The sequence below is a fragment of the Brevibacterium daeguense genome, from assembly GCF_021729135.1.
Classification (GTDB): Bacteria; Actinomycetota; Actinomycetes; order Actinomycetales; family Brevibacteriaceae; genus Brevibacterium; species Brevibacterium daeguense.
Map to the genome: position 1 here is coordinate 131393 of NZ_JAJTWW010000003.1, position 15165 is coordinate 146557.

Genomic DNA, 15165 nt, shown 5'->3' on the forward strand with positions numbered 1-15165 from the left:
CCGATGCCCCGGCTGCTGCCGTCTGCGGCGTCACCGACTCTCTCAGACGCGGGCGACCGAGAAGGTGTCGCATGCGGTCGGCCGCCCATCTCGGTATCCGCGCAGGAACCAGGTCATCCGCTGCTCGGACGAGCCGTGGGTGAAGTTCTCGGGAATCACCCGAGTCCCGGCGGTCTCCATGATCGTGTCGTCGCCGATCGCCTCGGCGGCGGACAGCGCGTCGGAGATGTCCTCGGTGGTCAGCGGCTGCAGGTAGGGCTGTCCCGTGGTCGGATCCGGCACGACGGCCGCATTGGCGGCCCACACGCCGGCGTAGCAGTCGGCCTGCAGCTCGAGGCGGACGGCGTTCGACTGCGGGCCGGTCTGGCCGTCCCGCGTGCGGGTGATGTGCCCGGTCAGTGTCTGGATGTGGTGCCCCCATTCGTGGGCGACGACGTATTCCTCCGGCAGCGGTCCCTGCTCGGCGCCGAACTGCCGCCGGAGCTGCTCGAAGAAGGCGACGTCGAAATAGGCGGTCTCGTCCGCCGGGCAGTAGAAGGGCCCCATGTTCGAGTTGCCCAACCCGCACGCCGTCTGCCATTGACCGCTCGTGAGCACGGCGTCCGGTCGGCGGTAGCCCACGCCGAGCTCCCCGGCGCCCTGCTCCCAGTACTGGTTGAGGCTGTTGACAGTGCCGACCACCCGGCATTCGACGTCGGCGTTGGCATCCTCGCCGGTCCTGCACTTGCTCGCCAGGTCCTGCCCCTCGGTGCGCTGGTCGACCTGGCCGTACTCGCTGAAGCTCGGCTGCCCGCTCAGCACCTCGGGGCCGAAGAAGAGCGCCAGCAGCACCATGACCGCCAGGCCCCCCAGACCGCCCCCGATCTTGAGGCCCGGACCGCCGGTTCCGCCGCCCCCGGCCCGCTTGGTGACCTGGGAGGCATCGAGGTTGGAACCCGGGTTGAATGTCATGGGAATAGCATAGGGTGGTCCGGGCGTCCGATAACGCGGACAGCTCCCTCTCATCCTCCTCCGGAAAGGACTCTGCGTGACGACGACGGCCGCTGTGGACGGTTCGGCTCTGGGCAACCCGGGACCGGCCGGCTGGGCCTGGTACATCGACGAATCCAACTGGGACGCCGGTGGGTGGCCCTCGTCGACGAACAATCGCGGAGAGCTGCAGGCGGTGATCGAGCTGCTGCGCGCCACCGCCGGCACCGATGAGAGCCTGCACATCCTGTGCGACAGCAAGTACGTCATCAACTCGGTGACCAAATGGATGCCGGTGTGGAAGCTCAAGGGCTGGAAGAAGGCCAACGGCAAGGACGTGCTCAACCGCGACCTGATGCAGGACCTCGACGAGGCCCTGCAGGGGCGCACCGTGAAGTTCGAATGGGTCAAGGGCCACAGCAACCACCGACTCAACGATGCGGCCGACCAGCGCGCCCGTGCCGCCGCCGAGGCGTTCCGCACCGGAGGTTCGGTCCCGGCCGGTCCCGGCCGGGTCGGCTCAGGCAGCGCTTCCGTCGCGGCCGGCTCTCCTGATTCGGCCGCCTCTCCTGACGGGGCCGCCTCGGCGGGGGAGGCAGGATTCGTCTCGGCAGGTGCGCCTGCGGAGGCAGCTGCGCGCGCCTCGGCGACGGCGGTTGAGGTCGCGGCTGCTGACGCGGCCTGGGAGGCGGAGCGAGGCCCGGTCGTGGTCTCGTGCCCGCTGCGGGCGGACCTCGCCGATGACATCGTGCGGCGTGCTCAGGCAGGCGGCCGCACACCCCAGGAGGAGCTCGCCGAGCTCATCGTCCTGGGCCACGAACAGAAGTACGGAGAATCATGATCGCAGTCTCGGACCTGGAAGTCGTCGTCGGCTCCCGGACACTCATGACGGACGTGTCCTTCCGCGTCGACACCGGCGACCGGGTCGGACTGGTGGGACGAAACGGCGCCGGCAAGACGACGCTGACCAAGGTCCTGATGGACGAGTTCGCGCCAGCCGGAGGAACCGTGACCCGCTCCGGCTCCGTCGGCTACCTTCCCCAGGACCCCCGAACCGGCGACCCGAAGGCGAGCGGCAAGGAGCGGATCCTCGGCGCCCGGGAACTGGACGTGCTGGTGCGACGGATGCGCAAGGCCGAGGACCAGATGTCCGACCCCGACCCCAAGATCATGACGAAGGCGATCGACAGGTATCCCCGGATCGAAGCCGAGTTCGTCGCAGCCGGCGGCTATGCCGCGGAGTCGGAGGCGCTGGCGATCGCGGCCAACCTCGGGCTCGACGAGGACATCCTGAATCGTGAGCTGCAGACGCTGTCGGGCGGACAGCGGCGACGCGTCGAGCTGGCTCGGATCCTGTTCGCGGCACCCGATGTCATGATCCTCGACGAGCCCACCAACCACCTCGACGCGGAATCGGTGCTGTGGCTGCGCGACCACCTCAAGACCTATTCCGGGGGACTCATCATCATCTCCCACGATCTCGACCTCATCGAGGAAGTCGTCAACAAGGTGTTCTTCCTCGATGCGAACCGGCAGTGCATCGACATCTACTCGATGAGCTACCGTCAGTACCTCCGGCAGCGCGAGGCCGACGAGCGCCGCCGCCGCCGCGAACGGTCCAATGTCGAGAAGAAGGCTGCAGTGCTGAGCGCCCAGGCCGACAAGATGCGCGCCAAGGCGACCAAGGCCGTCGCGGCCCAGAACATGGCCCGGCGCGCGGAGCAGATGCTCTCCGGGCTGGAGGCCGAGCGCGCCGCGGACAAGGTCGCCCACCTCCGGTTCCCCGCACCCGCCCCGTGCGGTCGCGTGCCGCTGACCGCCGCCGGCTTGAGCAAGTCCTACGGGTCGACCGAGGTGTTCACCGGCGTCGACCTCGCAATCGACAAGGGCTCCCGAGTCGTGGTGCTGGGATACAACGGCGCAGGCAAGACGACGCTGCTCAAGATGCTGTCCGGGCTGGAGGCGCCGGACACGGGAGAGGTCATCCCGGGTCACGGACTCAAGCTCGGGTACTACGCGCAGGAGCACGAGACGCTCGACACCGGACGGACGGTGCTGGAGAACATGCGCAGCTCGTCGCCGCACCTGGACGACACCGCGGTGCGCACCGTGCTCGGATCATTCCTGTTCTCCGGCGACGACGTCCACAAGCCCGCAGGTGTGCTCTCGGGGGGCGAGAAGACGCGTCTGGCGCTGGCCACCCTCGTGGTCTCGAGTGCGAATGTGCTGCTGCTCGACGAGCCGACGAACAACCTGGACCCGGCCAGCCGCGAGGAGATCCTGTCGGCGATCCGCCGCTACGAGGGCGCGATAGTGCTCGTCACCCACGACGAGGGAGCGGTGTCCGCGCTCGATCCCGATCGTGTGCTCCTGCTGCCCGACGGTGACGAGGATCTGTGGAACGACAGCTACCTCGACCTCGTGACGTTGGCGTGAGGCGCAGCCGCCGCTCGACCTGAAGCCCAGGCACGGGGACCTGCAACCCAGCCGCGGGTCGTCGCGCCGTGAGCCTCACCAGCCCTGCGCGTCGAGCAGTGAGTCCTCGAGCTCCTCTTCGGTCGGCTTCCGGCGGCGGCTGGGCCGAGCCGTCGGCCCTGTGCCGTAGCGGGAGGCGGTCGAGCCGGTCCGCGCGGCCGTCTTCCCGCCCTGCTTGAGCACATCCTTGTCGACGACGACGTATTCGACCGGCTCCGGCCGGGTGCCCTGCTCGCGGGCGGCTTGGGCGTCATAGGCCTTCTTCTCGCGGCGCGCGGCGTAGACCACGCCGCCGAGGATCATGATGCCGAAGACGATCCACTGGAAGGTGTACGAGAGGTGGGACCCGGGGTCGGTGCTCGGCGGGAGGATCGCCGTGATCTCCTCGGCCGCCTCTGGATCCTCCGCGGCCAGCTGGCCGTAGACCTCGGTGAACGGCTGCTCCATGCCGGGGATGACGGCCGGGTCGATCGCACGGATGAGGCCGGGCGGATTGTCGTCGCCGCTGCCGTCCTGCTTGGGCCGCAGCCACATCTCGACGGTCGTCCTGCCGGGCGGCGGGGAGGGGATCGCCGAGGCGCCGGGCACCGTGCCGGTGTCGGACGTGGGGATCCAGCCCCGCGCAACGGCGATGGTGGCGCCGGAATCGGTGACGAAGGGCACCACGACATAGAATCCGGCTTGGTCACGCTGGGTGCGGTTGCGCGCCAGGACGGTCGCGTCCTCATCGTAGGAGCCCGTCATGCTCACGCGAGTCCACTCGCTGTCGGCGTCGAGCTCGTCGGTCGGTGAGTCCAGCACGCTGTCCAGCGGCTGCACGTCGCCGTAGTAGTTGGTCTCGATGCGCTCGATCTCCGCATTCCGCTGCGCCCGACGCCGGTCCTGCCAGTCGGCGAGGAGCAGGCAGACGGCGGTGGCCAGGATCGCCAGCGCGATGTAGCGCAGCCAGCGCGCCGAGAAGATGAAGCGGTATCCGCCGCCGGCCATCAGCCTGCTCCTTCCGGGATCTCCGCCACGGCCACGTCGTCCTTGAGGAAGCCGCGCAGCGCGAGGTACTCGTGGAGGTAGCTGCGGTGGTCCGGACATGCCAGCCAGACTTTGCGACGTTCCGGCCGGTGGATTCGGGGATTGTTCCACAGCAGGGCGAATTCAGCTGCCCGAGCACAGTCCCGAGCAGAGCACACCATGTCAGCCATTCTTCCTTTCGCCATCGGCATCGAGCTCGCCGATGATGATCTCCGGCCCCTCGCCGTCAGGGCCATTGTCCTCCCTGCCCGATCCACGGGCAGAATCCAGGTCGGGTTCGATGATCTCCTCGTCGGCTCCGCTGTCGGCCCCGTCGGCTTCGCTGCCAGTCGCCGAGTCCCGGGGGTTCGAGGCGCCTGTGGCCCTTCCCGAGGTGTCTGCGGCTGTTCCCGAGGCATCGCCGGCAGCTGCTCCCGAGGGGCCTGCCGCGGCCGCCGGGGCACCGGGATCCGCAGATCGCCCGGGTCCGAGAGCGATGTTCGGCGCGTGCTCGATCACCGACGTCTCATCCGGTGGGCCGTGCTCCTTGCCGGCGTTGGCGATCAGCACCGCCACCCACGGCAACACGATCGCCCCGATCGCGAACCCCCAGCGCCACGGACTCGGAGTGATCACTGCGAGCACGAAGCAGGCCATCCTGATCGACATCGACACGAGGTACCGGACGGTCCTGTCGTGGACATCCTGCGCATGGGACATCCCGGCTTCGGTGATGTTCCTGACTGCGTGCTTCCTCGACATGACCTTCCAGCGCTCGTGCTCCCGGCTACAAAAGCATACTCCCCATTTGTGAGCGGTATACCCATCGGCTCCGCGCGTGGGTTAGGTTGGGAAAAGCTGTCCGCCGATGCTCGGCATCGTCGCCCGCCGATCACCATCTTCCACCTGCAGAGGAGTCGTCAGTGCCGGATTCACGCGTAGTGCTCATCACCGGAGGGAACCGGGGGATCGGCCGCAAGATCGCCGAGGAGTTCCTGGCGAACGGGGACCGCGTCGCCGTGACATCCCGCAACGGTGACGCCCCGGAGGGAGCGCTGGCGGTGTCCGCCGATGTCACCGACTCCGACTCGGTCGACGCCGCCTTCACTGAGATCGAGGAGAAGCTCGGTCCCGTCGAGGTGATCGTCGCCAACGCCGGCATCACGAGGGACAATCTGCTGATGCGCATGAGCGAGGACGACTTCTCCGATGTCATCGACACGAACCTCGGGGGCGCCTTCCGCACCGTGAGGCGGGGCATCACCTCGATGATCCGCGCGAAGAAGGGCCGCATCGTCCTGATCTCCTCGGTCTCGGGCCTCTACGGGGTGCCCGGCCAGGCGAACTACTCGTCGTCGAAGGCGGGACTGGTCGGCCTGGCCCGGTCCATCACCCGCGAGCTCGGTTCCCGCGGGATCACCGCCAATGTCGTGGCCCCCGGCTACGTCCGCACCGAGATGACCGACGCCCTGCCGGAGAAGCAGCAGCAGGACTACCAGGCGGCGATCCCGGCGAAGCGGTTCGCCGAGCCCGAGGAGGTCGCCCGCGTCGTCCGCTGGATCGCCTCGGACGAGGCCGCCTACATCTCCGGGGCCGTCATCCCCGTCGACGGCGGCCTCGGCATGGGACACTGAGACCGGACTTCCACGTCATTCAACTGAGAGGAATCAAACATGGGAATTCTTGAGGGCAAGCGCATTCTCGTCACCGGAGTGCTCACCGAGGCGTCGATCGCCTTCGCCGCCGCACGCCTCGCTCAGGAGCAGGGCGCCGAAGTCGTGCTGTCGTCGTTCGGGCGCCAGATGAAGATCACCTCGGTCATCGCCGAGCGGCTGCCCGAGCCGGCGGAGGTCATCGAGCTCGATGCCACCAACGAGGACGACCTGGCAGCGCTGCCGGAGCGCCTCGGCGGCAGGATCGACGGGATCGTTCACGCCATCGCCTTCGCTCCCAAGGATGCCCTCGGCGGAGTCTTCCTCGACACCCCGTTCGAGTCGGTGTCCAATGCGATGCACGTCTCGGCGTACTCGCTCAAGTCGATCACCGTGGCGGCGCGGCCGTCGCTCAACCCGGGAGCCGGGGTCGTCGGCCTGACCTTCGACGCCACCATCGCGTGGCCCGCCTACGACTGGATGGGGGTGGCCAAGGCCGCGCTCGAGTCGACTTCGCGCTACCTCGCGAAGTACCTCGGCCCGGAGGGTGTGCGGGTCAACCTCGTCTCCGCCGGCCCGCTGAAGACCACCGCCGCGAAGTCGATCCCCGGCTTCGACGCATTCGAGGACGTCTGGAGCGACCGCGCTCCGCTCGGCTGGGACCAGACCGACACCGAGCCCGCAGGCAAGGCGATCGTCGCACTGCTCTCCGACTGGTTCCCCGCGACCACCGGCGAGATGGTGCATGTCGACGGCGGACTGCACGCCACCGGCGCCTGACGCCTGCGCACCACCGAAGCTGAGAGGTCATCAATGCCCTTCCTGGTTCTCGCTCGTCATGCGAAAGCCGCCCGTCCGCCGGTCGCGGACTTCGATCGTCCGCTCACGGAGGAGGGATTCGCCGAGGCGCGTGCGGCCGGGGAGTTCCTCACCCGGTATCCGCTGGAGCACTTCTACTCGTCAGCGGCGCTGCGCACCGTGCAGACGGGACAGGGCGTCGTGGACGCCTTCGCGGCCGCCGGCACACAGGTCGAACTCCACACCGACCGAGCCCTGTACGACTCCGATGTCGACGACTGGCTGGAGGTCATCGCGAACATCCCGGCGGACTCCACCGGCGCCTACATCGTGGGACACGAGCCGATCGTCTCCCAGGTCATCGGCGTGCTGAGCCCGGAGTTCGGCGTTCCGGCGAAGTTCCGCCCCAGCTCGGTGGCGGTGTTCGAGCTCACCTCGTGGGGACTGGAGGTGGGGCGATTCCCCACCCCGGAGATCAGCTGCTTCCGCTGACGACCTTCGCGGTGTGGCCGGTGATGGCCGCCCACACCGCGTCCATCCGTCGGACGGTCAGCGAGGCATCGGCGACCTCGACGAGAGCCGGCTTGGCGCAGAATGCCACACCGAATCCTGCCGCCGTGATCATATCCGCGTCATTGGCGCCGTCGCCGATGGCGACGGTGTAGCGGATATCGACACCGTACTTGCCGCACAGCGACTCCAGCTGCGCGGCCTTCGCTGCCCTGTCCACGATCGGTCCGTCCACCCGGCCCGTGAGCCTGCCGTCGACCACCTCGAGGCGGTTGGCGAGGACTTCGTCGATTCCCAGTCGCGCAGCGATCGGGACGACGACCTCGGCGAATCCGCCTGAGACCAGCCCGACCACTCCGCCGGCCTCCTGCACCGACGCCACGAACGCCTCCACTCCGGCGGTCAGCGTCACCGCCTCCCGCACCTCGTCGAGCACGCTGCTCGGCAGACCGGCCAGTGCCGCGACGCGCTCGCGCAGGCTGGCGGCGAAGTCGAGCTCTCCGCGCATCGCCCGGTCGGTCACCGCGGCGACCTCGTCGCGGACGCCCGCGTGCTCGGCGATGAGTTCGATGACCTCCTCGTTGAGGAAGGTCGAGTCGACATCCATCACCACCAGCTTCGGGGCGATCCGGCTCAGCGGCTCAGGGATGACGAAGATGTCGCCTTCGGGGGCGAGCTCGGCAGCGGACCGGCGCTCCTTGTCGACATGTTCGGGATTGACGAGTTTGGTGGCCACCGAATAGTCGGCCCCGACCGGGCGGACGATGCTGATCCTCTGCATGCTCCCAGTCTACGAAACGTGGGATCGGGCGGACCCGCCGCTGTCCACGGACCGCTGACCCGGGTCAGCCGATGCCGTTGTCGCGGCTGACGGCAGTCACGACCGCGGCGGCGGCGGCGTGGAGGCGGGACAGCAGGCTGCCCAGCTCGGGAGGCTGCACGGCGGCCGGTGCCAGGATCGGGGACATGGCGTGGTGGATGTCGAGCGCGGCGTGCAGCAGCGGGGCCTGCGCAGGATGCCGGAGCAGGGCCGTGAGCTCCGAGCGCTGCGCCTCGGCGCTCATATCGGCCTGCCAATCGCGCCACTGCAGGTTCCGGATCTCGGCGGGAACCGCGGTGCCCATGCCCTCGATGAGCTCGAGGCCGGCGATGACGACTTCGCGGAGGGCGCGGGCCGACTCCGGCACGGAGATCACATCGAGCGTCGCATAGGGCACGGGGGCACAGGAGAAGATGCCGACGTTGGCCTCACCGTCCAGGGTGAGGATCGAATGCGAGGTGTGCGCCACCTCGGCGATCGCCACCGCGGTGCTGCGCGCGATCCGCCGCCGTGCCGCCTTGTCGACGCGCGGCACGGTGAACGGCAGCGAGGGATGGATCAGCGCGATCCGCAGCCGGTCGACACCGGCGGACCGCAGGGCGGGAATGAACAGGAGCAGCCCGGTCGGCGGATCGGAGGCGTAGACCTCGTCCTCGATCACCAGCGGCACCGGATGTCCGGCGTCGAGGAACACCTGCGCGCAGGCGTCCGGGGACAGTCGACGATCGAGGGCGGCGTTGACGGCCAGGGTCGTCAGGAGCGTGGCCAGAGCGGTGTCCATCGGCCACAATCTACCCGACCCGCCGGCCGCACAGGGGGTGATGCCCCCTGGCCCTGAGGTGCTGCATCCGAACCTCGTCGGTCTCCGGTCCGGGAGCGTGCGTGCGATAGAGTCAGCGCTATGAGCGATGTCCTGGAATTTGCAGACGTAAGCGTCCGGCGGGGAACGAACTTCCTGTTGGAAGGCCTGTCGGTGACCGTCTCCGAGGGACAGCACTGGGTGGTGCTCGGCCCCAACGGAGCCGGCAAGACCACCTTCCTCGAACTCGCCTCGGGCCGCATGCATCCGACCAGCGGGCGGATCCACATCCTCGGGGAGACGCTGGGACGGGTGGACGTCTTCGAGCTCCGCCCGCGCATCGGCTACACCTCCTCCGCGCTGGCTGCTCGCATCCCCCTGTCGGAGAAGGTCACCGACATCATCCTCACCGCCGCGTACGGCGTGCTCGGCCGGTGGCGCGAGGAGTACGACGAGATCGACATCGCGCGCGCCCATGATCTGCTGGCGGCGTTCAACGTCGAGCGCTTCGCCGACCGTCCCTTCGGAAGCCTGTCGGAGGGCGAGCGCAAACGGGTCCAGATCGCACGGTCCCTGATGACCGACCCGGAGCTGCTGCTGCTCGACGAACCGGCGTCAGGACTCGACCTCGGCGGGCGGGAGGAGCTGCTCCAGGCACTCACGGAGATCTTCAGCGGCCGCTACGCTCCGACGACCCTGATGGTCACCCACCACGTGGAGGAGATCCCGCAGGGCATCACGCACGCCCTCCTGCTCAAGGACGGCGGGGCCGTGGCCGCGGGACCGATCGAATCGACCCTCACCACCGAGAACCTCAATCAGACCTTCGGCGTCGACCTGGTGCTCGGCGTGGAGAACAGCAGGTACTACGCTCGGGCCCGCGCCTGAATGTCCCCGCTCGAAATCGTCCTCGTCCTCCTTGCCGGGCTGGGAGCGGGGACGATCAACGCCATCGTCGGCTCCGGCACGCTCATCACCTTCCCGACGCTCGTGGCCTTCGGAGTGCCTCCGGTGACGGCGACGATGAGCAACGCCGTCGGGCTGATCCCCGGCAATATCGCCTCCTCGTTCGGCTACCGGGAGGAGCTGCGCGGCCAGGGCAGGAAGATCCTGCAGCTGCTGCCGGCCTCACTGCTCGGCTCTGTGGTCGGCGCCTTCCTGCTGCTGTCCCTGCCGGAGAACGCCTTCGAGACCATCGTGCCGGTCCTCATCGTGCTGGCGATCATCCTCGTCGTGGGCCAGCCTGCACTGCAGAGGTATCTGCGCGAGCGGAAGGCCGCCCGGGGCGAGGGGAGGCCGGCGTCGGAGCAGAGCGGCGGCGCCGGATCAGCCGACGCCCAGCCGGCCGCCGTCGGACCGGACGATCACGGCGGGGCGGTCACCGCCTCGGGCTCCCATCCCGCCGGCGGTCCACCGTTGTCGACCGGCCGATTCATCGCGGTGCTCGCCGCGGTGTTCTTCACCGCGGTCTACGGCGGGTACTTCGCCGCCGCTCAGGGCATCATCCTGATCGCGCTCCTCGGCCTGCTGGTGCCGGAGTCGCTGCAGCGCATCAACGGGGCCAAGAACGTTCTCGTGCTCGTCGTGAACTCTGTGGCCGCCGCCGTCTACATCGCGATCGGCTTCGACCGGATCAACTGGCAGGCAGTCCTGCTCATCGCGATCGGCTCGCTGATCGGCGGGTATCTCGGGGCGCGGGTCGGACGCAGGCTGAACCCGGTGCTGCTGCGCTCCGTCATCGTGGTGCTGAGCCTGGTCGCGCTCTGGCGCATCCTGCAGATGTGAGCCGCCGCCAATGAATACCCCGCGCAAGGCTGTGCTCAGCGATGCCGATCTGCTCGAGCTGGCGGGCTCCGCCGGCATCGCGGAGTCCCGGATCCGGCTGCTCGGCTCCGCGGACGATCCCGCTGTCGCCGACTACACCCAGCTCACCGATGTCCGGCTCCGGACCCTGACCGAACCGGAGCGGGGGCTGTTCATCGCCGAGAGCTCGAAGATCATCCGGCGTGCCGTCGCCGCCGGTCACGCTCCGCGCTCCTTCCTCATGAACCGCAAGTGGTTCCCCTCGCTGCTCGACCTCCTCGCTGTGGTCGACTGCCCGATCTTCATCGGCGAGGACGACGTGGTGGAGTCGTTGACCGGCTACCACCTCCACCGTGGAGCACTGGCCGCGATGCACCGTCCGGTCCTGCCGTCGCTGTCCGCCGTGCTCGAATCGGCCCGCCGCGTGGTCGTCGTCGAGGACGTGGTCGACCACACCAACCTGGGGGCGATCTTCCGCTCGGCGGCCGGCCTGGGAGTCGACGCGGTGCTCATCACCCCGCGCAGCGCCGACCCGCTCTACCGGCGGTCGATCCGGGTCTCGATGGGGACGGTGTTCCAGATTCCCTGGACCCGTCTGGAGTCCTGGCCGCAGGACATCGAGGCGCTTCACGAGCTCGGATTCCATACGGTGGCGCTGGCGCTGGAGGAGGACTCCGTGCCCCTGCAGGAGTTCGCGCTCCGAGCGCCGGACCGGACGGCTGTGATCATGGGAACCGAGGGCGACGGGCTGCAGCGCCGGACCATCGCCGGTGCGCGGACCACGGTGCTGATCCCGATGAGCAACGGCGTCGACTCGCTCAACGTCGCGGCCGCCACCGCAGTCGCGTGCTTCGCACTGCAGCCGCCTCCGGGCTCCGCGGACGATGCGCCGCACCAGAATCCACCCGAGTCGGAAGGATCCCAGTGACCCAGGACCTCGAACAGCTCGCCGCCCAGTTGGATGCGGCCCGGATCACCGGCGACGTGGGAACGCCGCGCGAGGGCAATCTGGCCCACATCCAGCGCTTCCTCGATCAGGAGACCCACTTCCACTTCGGGGTCGAATTGCGGCGTGCCTGGGACTTCGACAGCGTCTTCGATCTCATGGTCGAGAAGGTGGGCATCAGTCCGGACCGGTCGCACCTCAGGGGCCAGGACACGATCTCCGCGCAGAAGTGCATCGCTGCCGCGGCTCGCTTCGCCGATGCGCTCGGCGAGGTCGCCCGCGGCGGTGGGCGGATCCTCTTCGGCTCCGGACATCCGGCCGGAATGGTGCCCGTGCACCAGGCCTTCGCCCACGTGGCGGAGGCAGCCGGTGCCGAGGTGGTCCGGGCGGCAGGTCCCATTCGCGTGGCGACCGACGGGGGAGACGTGCGTCATCTGCACGGAGTGTGGATCTGGCACCAGCACGGCGGAATTCCCCACACCCACTCACCGGAACCCGTCGCCCACCTCCTCGCCGAGCTCCGGCGCCGAGGCGAGGCCGCACCGGATCTCGTCGTCGCCGACCACGGGTGGGCCGGGCATCCGGGCAGTCAGGGCATCCGCACGATCGGATTCGCGGACTGCAACGACCCGGCGCTGTTCGTCGCCGAGGCACAGGGCCAGGTCGAGGCGGCCGTGCCGCTCGACGACGACATCGAGCCGCAGCTCTACCGGCCGCTCGTCGAGTTCGTCCTCGACCGGGCGGGCCTGCCCGGCGACGACATCGCCTTCTGAAGCGGCTTCTTCTGAGGCGGCGACGACATCGCCTTCTGAGTCAGCCGGGCGGTGCGCTGGGCCCCCGCGCCGAATCGCCTCACAGCCGCAACTCCGATACACTGGGACGTCGGTTCGGAACCGGACCGGACGAATTTGAACACTGGCGGGCGAACGGCTGTTCGCATCAGGGGTTCACAGGAATTCAAACGAAGGACATTCATGAAGAAGGACATCCACCCGGAGTACCGCCCGGTCGTGTTCAACGATCTGGCCTCCGGCACCAAGTTCCTCATCCGCTCCACGGTGACGAGCGACAAGACGGTCGAGTGGGAGGACGGCAACAGCTACCCGCTCATCGACGTCGAGATCTCCTCGGCCTCGCACCCGTTCTACACGGGCAAGCAGCGCATCCTCGACTCCGCCGGCCGCGTGGAGAAGTTCAAGGACCGCTACAAGGGCTTCGGCAAGCGCAAGTAAGCGCACACGGTTTTCGTCGCAGGGCTCCGGGATGATTCCCGGAGCCCTGCGTCATGTCCGCGCTCGATGCGGCTGACTGTCGGCTGCACGGCTCGTCGGCTGTCGGCCGGCGCCGCTCGCCGGCTGTCCGCGCGGTCGGGTCAGCGCTGCTGAGCTCGGGGCAGCCGGTGGAGGGTCACATCGGCGATGCCCTGATCCAGCAGGACGCTCTGATAGGTGCAGTGCGGCTGTCGGCGGCGATCGGTCGGCGACCCCGGATTGAGCAGGCGCATGCCGGAGGGCGCCACCGTGTCCCACGGGATGTGGCTGTGCCCGAACACCAGCAGGTCGGTGTCCGGGAACCGTTCGTCACAGCGCTTCTCCCGGTTCTTCCTGTCACCGGTCTCGTGCACGACCGCGATCCGGACTCCGTCCAGCTCGACCCGCGCCACCTCGGGCAGCCGCTCCCGCAGCTGCGGACCGTCGTTGTTGCCGTGCACCCCGATCAGGCGCCGGGCTCGGGCTGCCAGCTCGTCGAGCGCGTCGACGCTGACCCAGTCGCCCGCGTGGATCACGACATCTGCCCTGTCCACCGCCTCCCACACCTCGGCCGGCAGTGCACGTGCCCGGACCGGCAGATGCGTGTCCGCGATGAGCAGCAGCGACGTGCTCACCGGCGGTCAGCCCTGGCTGACGGAGACTGCCTCGTGCGGGAAGCAGCGCACAGCCGGGTGCAGCAGCGAGCGCACCCCGGTGGCATTCTCGATGCCACGGGCGATGCCGTGGGCGACGGTCTCCTTGGCCTTGAGGGTCGCCTCGGTCATCGACAGCCCGGTCGCCAGCCCGGCGGCGATCGCCGAGGCGAAGGAGCAGCCGGCTCCGTTGACGAGCTGATCATGGACCTTGGCGGTGCGGAACGTGGTGACGGCGTCACCGTCGAAGAGCACGTCGATCGCTTCGTCGCCGGCCAGGCGCGCCCCGCCCTTGACGATGACGTTCTTCGCGCCCATCGCGTGGATCGCCCGCGCGGCCTCGATCATGTCCTCGGTCGAGGTCAGCTCCGAGGCGCCGGTGAGTGTGGCGGCCTCCTCGAGATTGGGGGTGATGACGGTGGCCACCGGAACGAGGTTCTCGACGAACAGGTCCTTGAGATCGACCATCGTGCCCGCGCCCTTGCAGACGAGGACCGGATCGAACACGTACGGCAGGTGGTTGCTGCGCAGGCGGTCGGCGAGCACGAGTGCGGACTCCACGGAGCCGAGCATGCCGGACTTGATGACGTCGAAGTCGTGGACCGCCAGCGTCGAGTCGAGCTGGCGATTGACGACCTCGGGCTCCATGAAGTCGATGTGGTGCTCGAAGTTCTTGTCCGGGTCGAACGTCACGATGCAGGTGACCACGGCTGCGCCGAAGACGCCGTACTCCTCGAAGATCTTGAGGTCGGCGCCGAGTCCGGCACCACCGGAGACGTCATTGCCGGCAACGGTGAGGACGCGAGAGGTCATAACGGATTCCTTCTGATTCGGATCGACGGCTGGGGCGGCGGGCCGCGGATCGCCCGAGCCGCCGCAGGAATGCCGCTGCGGGGCGCGGTCCGCGGGAGACCGGCGAGTCCACTCTACTCCCGGGTCAGGCTACCCCCGAGTCAGGTGCCTCCGGGATAGCCGAGCTGGCGCCACGCCTCGTAGACGGCGACCGAGGCGGAGTTGGCGAGGTTGAGCGAGCGCCGCGACGGGAGCATGGGGATGCGGACGCGGAGGTCGACGTGGTCGTCGGCGAGCACCTCGGGCGGCAGCCCGACCGACTCCCGGCCGAACAGGAGCACATCGTCGGCGGCATACTCGACCTCGGTGAAGCGGGTCTCCGAATGCGAGGTGAACGCGATCACCCGGCGATCGCCGAGTGCGTCCCACAGGTGTTCGAGGCGGGGATGGACGGTCACGTTCGCGAGGTCGTGATAGTCCAGTCCGGCCCGACGGAGCTTGGCGTCGGACAGGTCGAATCCCAGGGGTTCGATGAGGTGCAGATGGGCGCCGGTGACGGCGGCCAGGCGGATGGCGTTGCCAGTGTTGCCGGGGATCTCGGGAGTGTGGAAGACGATGCTCAGGTTCACAGGGGCAAGCGTAGTCGTCCCGGCTCCGGTGGGCTGTGCATTCGCATGGGATGTGCCACTCCCA

At 68.7% G+C, this 15165-nt stretch carries 19 protein-coding genes; 10 read left to right on the top strand and 9 right to left on the bottom strand.

Annotation, left to right across the window (positions count from 1 at the left end):
- Positions 1-42 precede the first annotated feature (42 nt).
- A complete protein-coding gene (gene ypfJ, locus LXN01_RS04230; RefSeq protein ID WP_236863322.1) occupies positions 43-951 on the bottom strand; it encodes a KPN_02809 family neutral zinc metallopeptidase in 909 nt (302 codons plus the stop codon).
- 76 nt (positions 952-1027) lie between these two features.
- Between ypfJ and LXN01_RS04235 the strand changes: the two genes are divergently transcribed.
- Both LXN01_RS04235 and abc-f read left to right on the top strand, forming a co-directional pair.
- The gene (locus LXN01_RS04235) at positions 1028-1810 is read left to right on the top strand and encodes a ribonuclease H family protein (protein WP_236863323.1); all 783 of its coding nucleotides are present in this window, start codon (positions 1028-1030) and stop codon (positions 1808-1810) included.
- Positions 1807-3405 (top strand): ribosomal protection-like ABC-F family protein, encoded by a 1599-nt coding sequence (gene abc-f, locus LXN01_RS04240; protein ID WP_236863324.1) that lies wholly within the window; start codon positions 1807-1809, stop codon positions 3403-3405. The genes LXN01_RS04235 and abc-f overlap by 4 nt, the downstream gene beginning before the upstream one ends.
- A gap of 75 nt (positions 3406-3480) precedes the next feature.
- Here the strand turns inward: abc-f and LXN01_RS04245 are convergent, their stop codons facing one another.
- Genes LXN01_RS04245 through LXN01_RS04255 form a run of 3 tightly spaced genes read right to left on the bottom strand, consistent with a single transcriptional unit; the run spans position 3481 to position 5211 of the window.
- Entirely contained in the window at positions 3481-4431 is a 951-nt protein-coding gene (locus tag LXN01_RS04245) for an SURF1 family cytochrome oxidase biogenesis protein (RefSeq protein WP_236863325.1), read from the bottom strand.
- Positions 4431-4640 (bottom strand): hypothetical protein, encoded by a 210-nt coding sequence (locus LXN01_RS04250; RefSeq protein WP_236863326.1) that lies wholly within the window; start codon positions 4638-4640, stop codon positions 4431-4433. The genes LXN01_RS04245 and LXN01_RS04250 overlap by 1 nt, the downstream gene beginning before the upstream one ends.
- Positions 4633-5211 carry a DUF3099 domain-containing protein gene (locus LXN01_RS04255; RefSeq protein ID WP_236863327.1) on the bottom strand — a complete coding sequence of 193 codons (579 nt, stop codon included), beginning with the start codon at positions 5209-5211 and terminating at the stop codon, positions 4633-4635. Before LXN01_RS04255 ends, LXN01_RS04250 begins: the two co-directional genes overlap by 8 nt.
- Positions 5212-5372: 161 nt before the next feature.
- On the opposite strand from LXN01_RS04255, the gene LXN01_RS04260 reads away from it, so the two are divergent.
- Genes LXN01_RS04260 through LXN01_RS04270 form a run of 3 tightly spaced genes read left to right on the top strand, consistent with a single transcriptional unit; the run spans position 5373 to position 7391 of the window.
- Positions 5373-6083 carry a beta-ketoacyl-ACP reductase gene (locus tag LXN01_RS04260; protein WP_236863328.1) on the top strand — a complete coding sequence of 237 codons (711 nt, stop codon included), beginning with the start codon at positions 5373-5375 and terminating at the stop codon, positions 6081-6083.
- 39 nt (positions 6084-6122) lie between these two features.
- On the top strand, positions 6123-6881 hold the full coding sequence (gene fabI, locus LXN01_RS04265; RefSeq protein ID WP_236863329.1) for an enoyl-ACP reductase FabI: 759 nt from the start codon (positions 6123-6125) through the stop codon (positions 6879-6881).
- A gap of 33 nt (positions 6882-6914) precedes the next feature.
- On the top strand, positions 6915-7391 hold the full coding sequence (locus LXN01_RS04270; protein WP_236863330.1) for a SixA phosphatase family protein: 477 nt from the start codon (positions 6915-6917) through the stop codon (positions 7389-7391).
- On the opposite strand, the gene serB is transcribed toward LXN01_RS04270, so the two are convergent.
- Together serB and LXN01_RS04280 are read right to left on the bottom strand one after the other, a co-directional pair.
- Positions 7375-8190 (bottom strand): phosphoserine phosphatase SerB, encoded by an 816-nt coding sequence (serB, locus tag LXN01_RS04275; RefSeq protein WP_236863331.1) that lies wholly within the window; start codon positions 8188-8190, stop codon positions 7375-7377. The genes LXN01_RS04270 and serB overlap by 17 nt on opposite strands.
- 64 nt (positions 8191-8254) lie before the next feature.
- Positions 8255-9010, bottom strand: coding sequence for a hypothetical protein (locus tag LXN01_RS04280; RefSeq protein WP_236863332.1), 756 nt, complete (start codon positions 9008-9010; stop codon positions 8255-8257).
- Between the two features lie 120 nt (positions 9011-9130).
- Here LXN01_RS04280 and LXN01_RS04285 point away from each other — a divergent pair, with 120 nt between their 5' ends.
- The 5 genes from LXN01_RS04285 (at position 9131) to LXN01_RS04305 (ending at position 13009) form a co-directional block, all read left to right on the top strand.
- On the top strand, positions 9131-9916 hold the full coding sequence (locus tag LXN01_RS04285) for an ABC transporter ATP-binding protein (RefSeq protein ID WP_236863333.1): 786 nt from the start codon (positions 9131-9133) through the stop codon (positions 9914-9916).
- Positions 9917-10813, top strand: a complete 897-nt coding sequence (locus tag LXN01_RS04290) for a sulfite exporter TauE/SafE family protein (RefSeq protein ID WP_236863334.1) — start codon at positions 9917-9919, stop codon at positions 10811-10813.
- A gap of 10 nt (positions 10814-10823) precedes the next feature.
- Positions 10824-11759 (top strand): TrmH family RNA methyltransferase, encoded by a 936-nt coding sequence (locus LXN01_RS04295; protein WP_236863335.1) that lies wholly within the window; start codon positions 10824-10826, stop codon positions 11757-11759.
- Positions 11756-12550 (top strand): phosphatase, encoded by a 795-nt coding sequence (locus tag LXN01_RS04300; RefSeq protein WP_236863336.1) that lies wholly within the window; start codon positions 11756-11758, stop codon positions 12548-12550. The genes LXN01_RS04295 and LXN01_RS04300 overlap by 4 nt, the downstream gene beginning before the upstream one ends.
- A gap of 201 nt (positions 12551-12751) precedes the next feature.
- Positions 12752-13009, top strand: a complete 258-nt coding sequence (locus tag LXN01_RS04305; protein ID WP_236863337.1) for a type B 50S ribosomal protein L31 — start codon at positions 12752-12754, stop codon at positions 13007-13009.
- A 140-nt stretch (positions 13010-13149) separates the two neighbouring features.
- Here the strand turns inward: LXN01_RS04305 and LXN01_RS04310 are convergent, their stop codons facing one another.
- The 3 genes from LXN01_RS04310 to LXN01_RS04320 all read right to left on the bottom strand — a co-directional run bounded on the left by LXN01_RS04310 (position 13150) and on the right by LXN01_RS04320 (position 15101).
- On the bottom strand, positions 13150-13662 hold the full coding sequence (locus LXN01_RS04310; protein ID WP_236863338.1) for a metallophosphoesterase family protein: 513 nt from the start codon (positions 13660-13662) through the stop codon (positions 13150-13152).
- Positions 13663-13668: 6 nt separating this feature from the next.
- Positions 13669-14493: a bifunctional hydroxymethylpyrimidine kinase/phosphomethylpyrimidine kinase gene (thiD, locus tag LXN01_RS04315; RefSeq protein ID WP_236863339.1), complete on the bottom strand. Its 825-nt coding sequence runs from the start codon at positions 14491-14493 to the stop codon at positions 13669-13671.
- Between the two features lie 140 nt (positions 14494-14633).
- Positions 14634-15101: a tRNA (cytidine(34)-2'-O)-methyltransferase gene (locus tag LXN01_RS04320; RefSeq protein ID WP_236863340.1), complete on the bottom strand. Its 468-nt coding sequence runs from the start codon at positions 15099-15101 to the stop codon at positions 14634-14636.
- Positions 15102-15165: the final 64 nt, after the last annotated feature.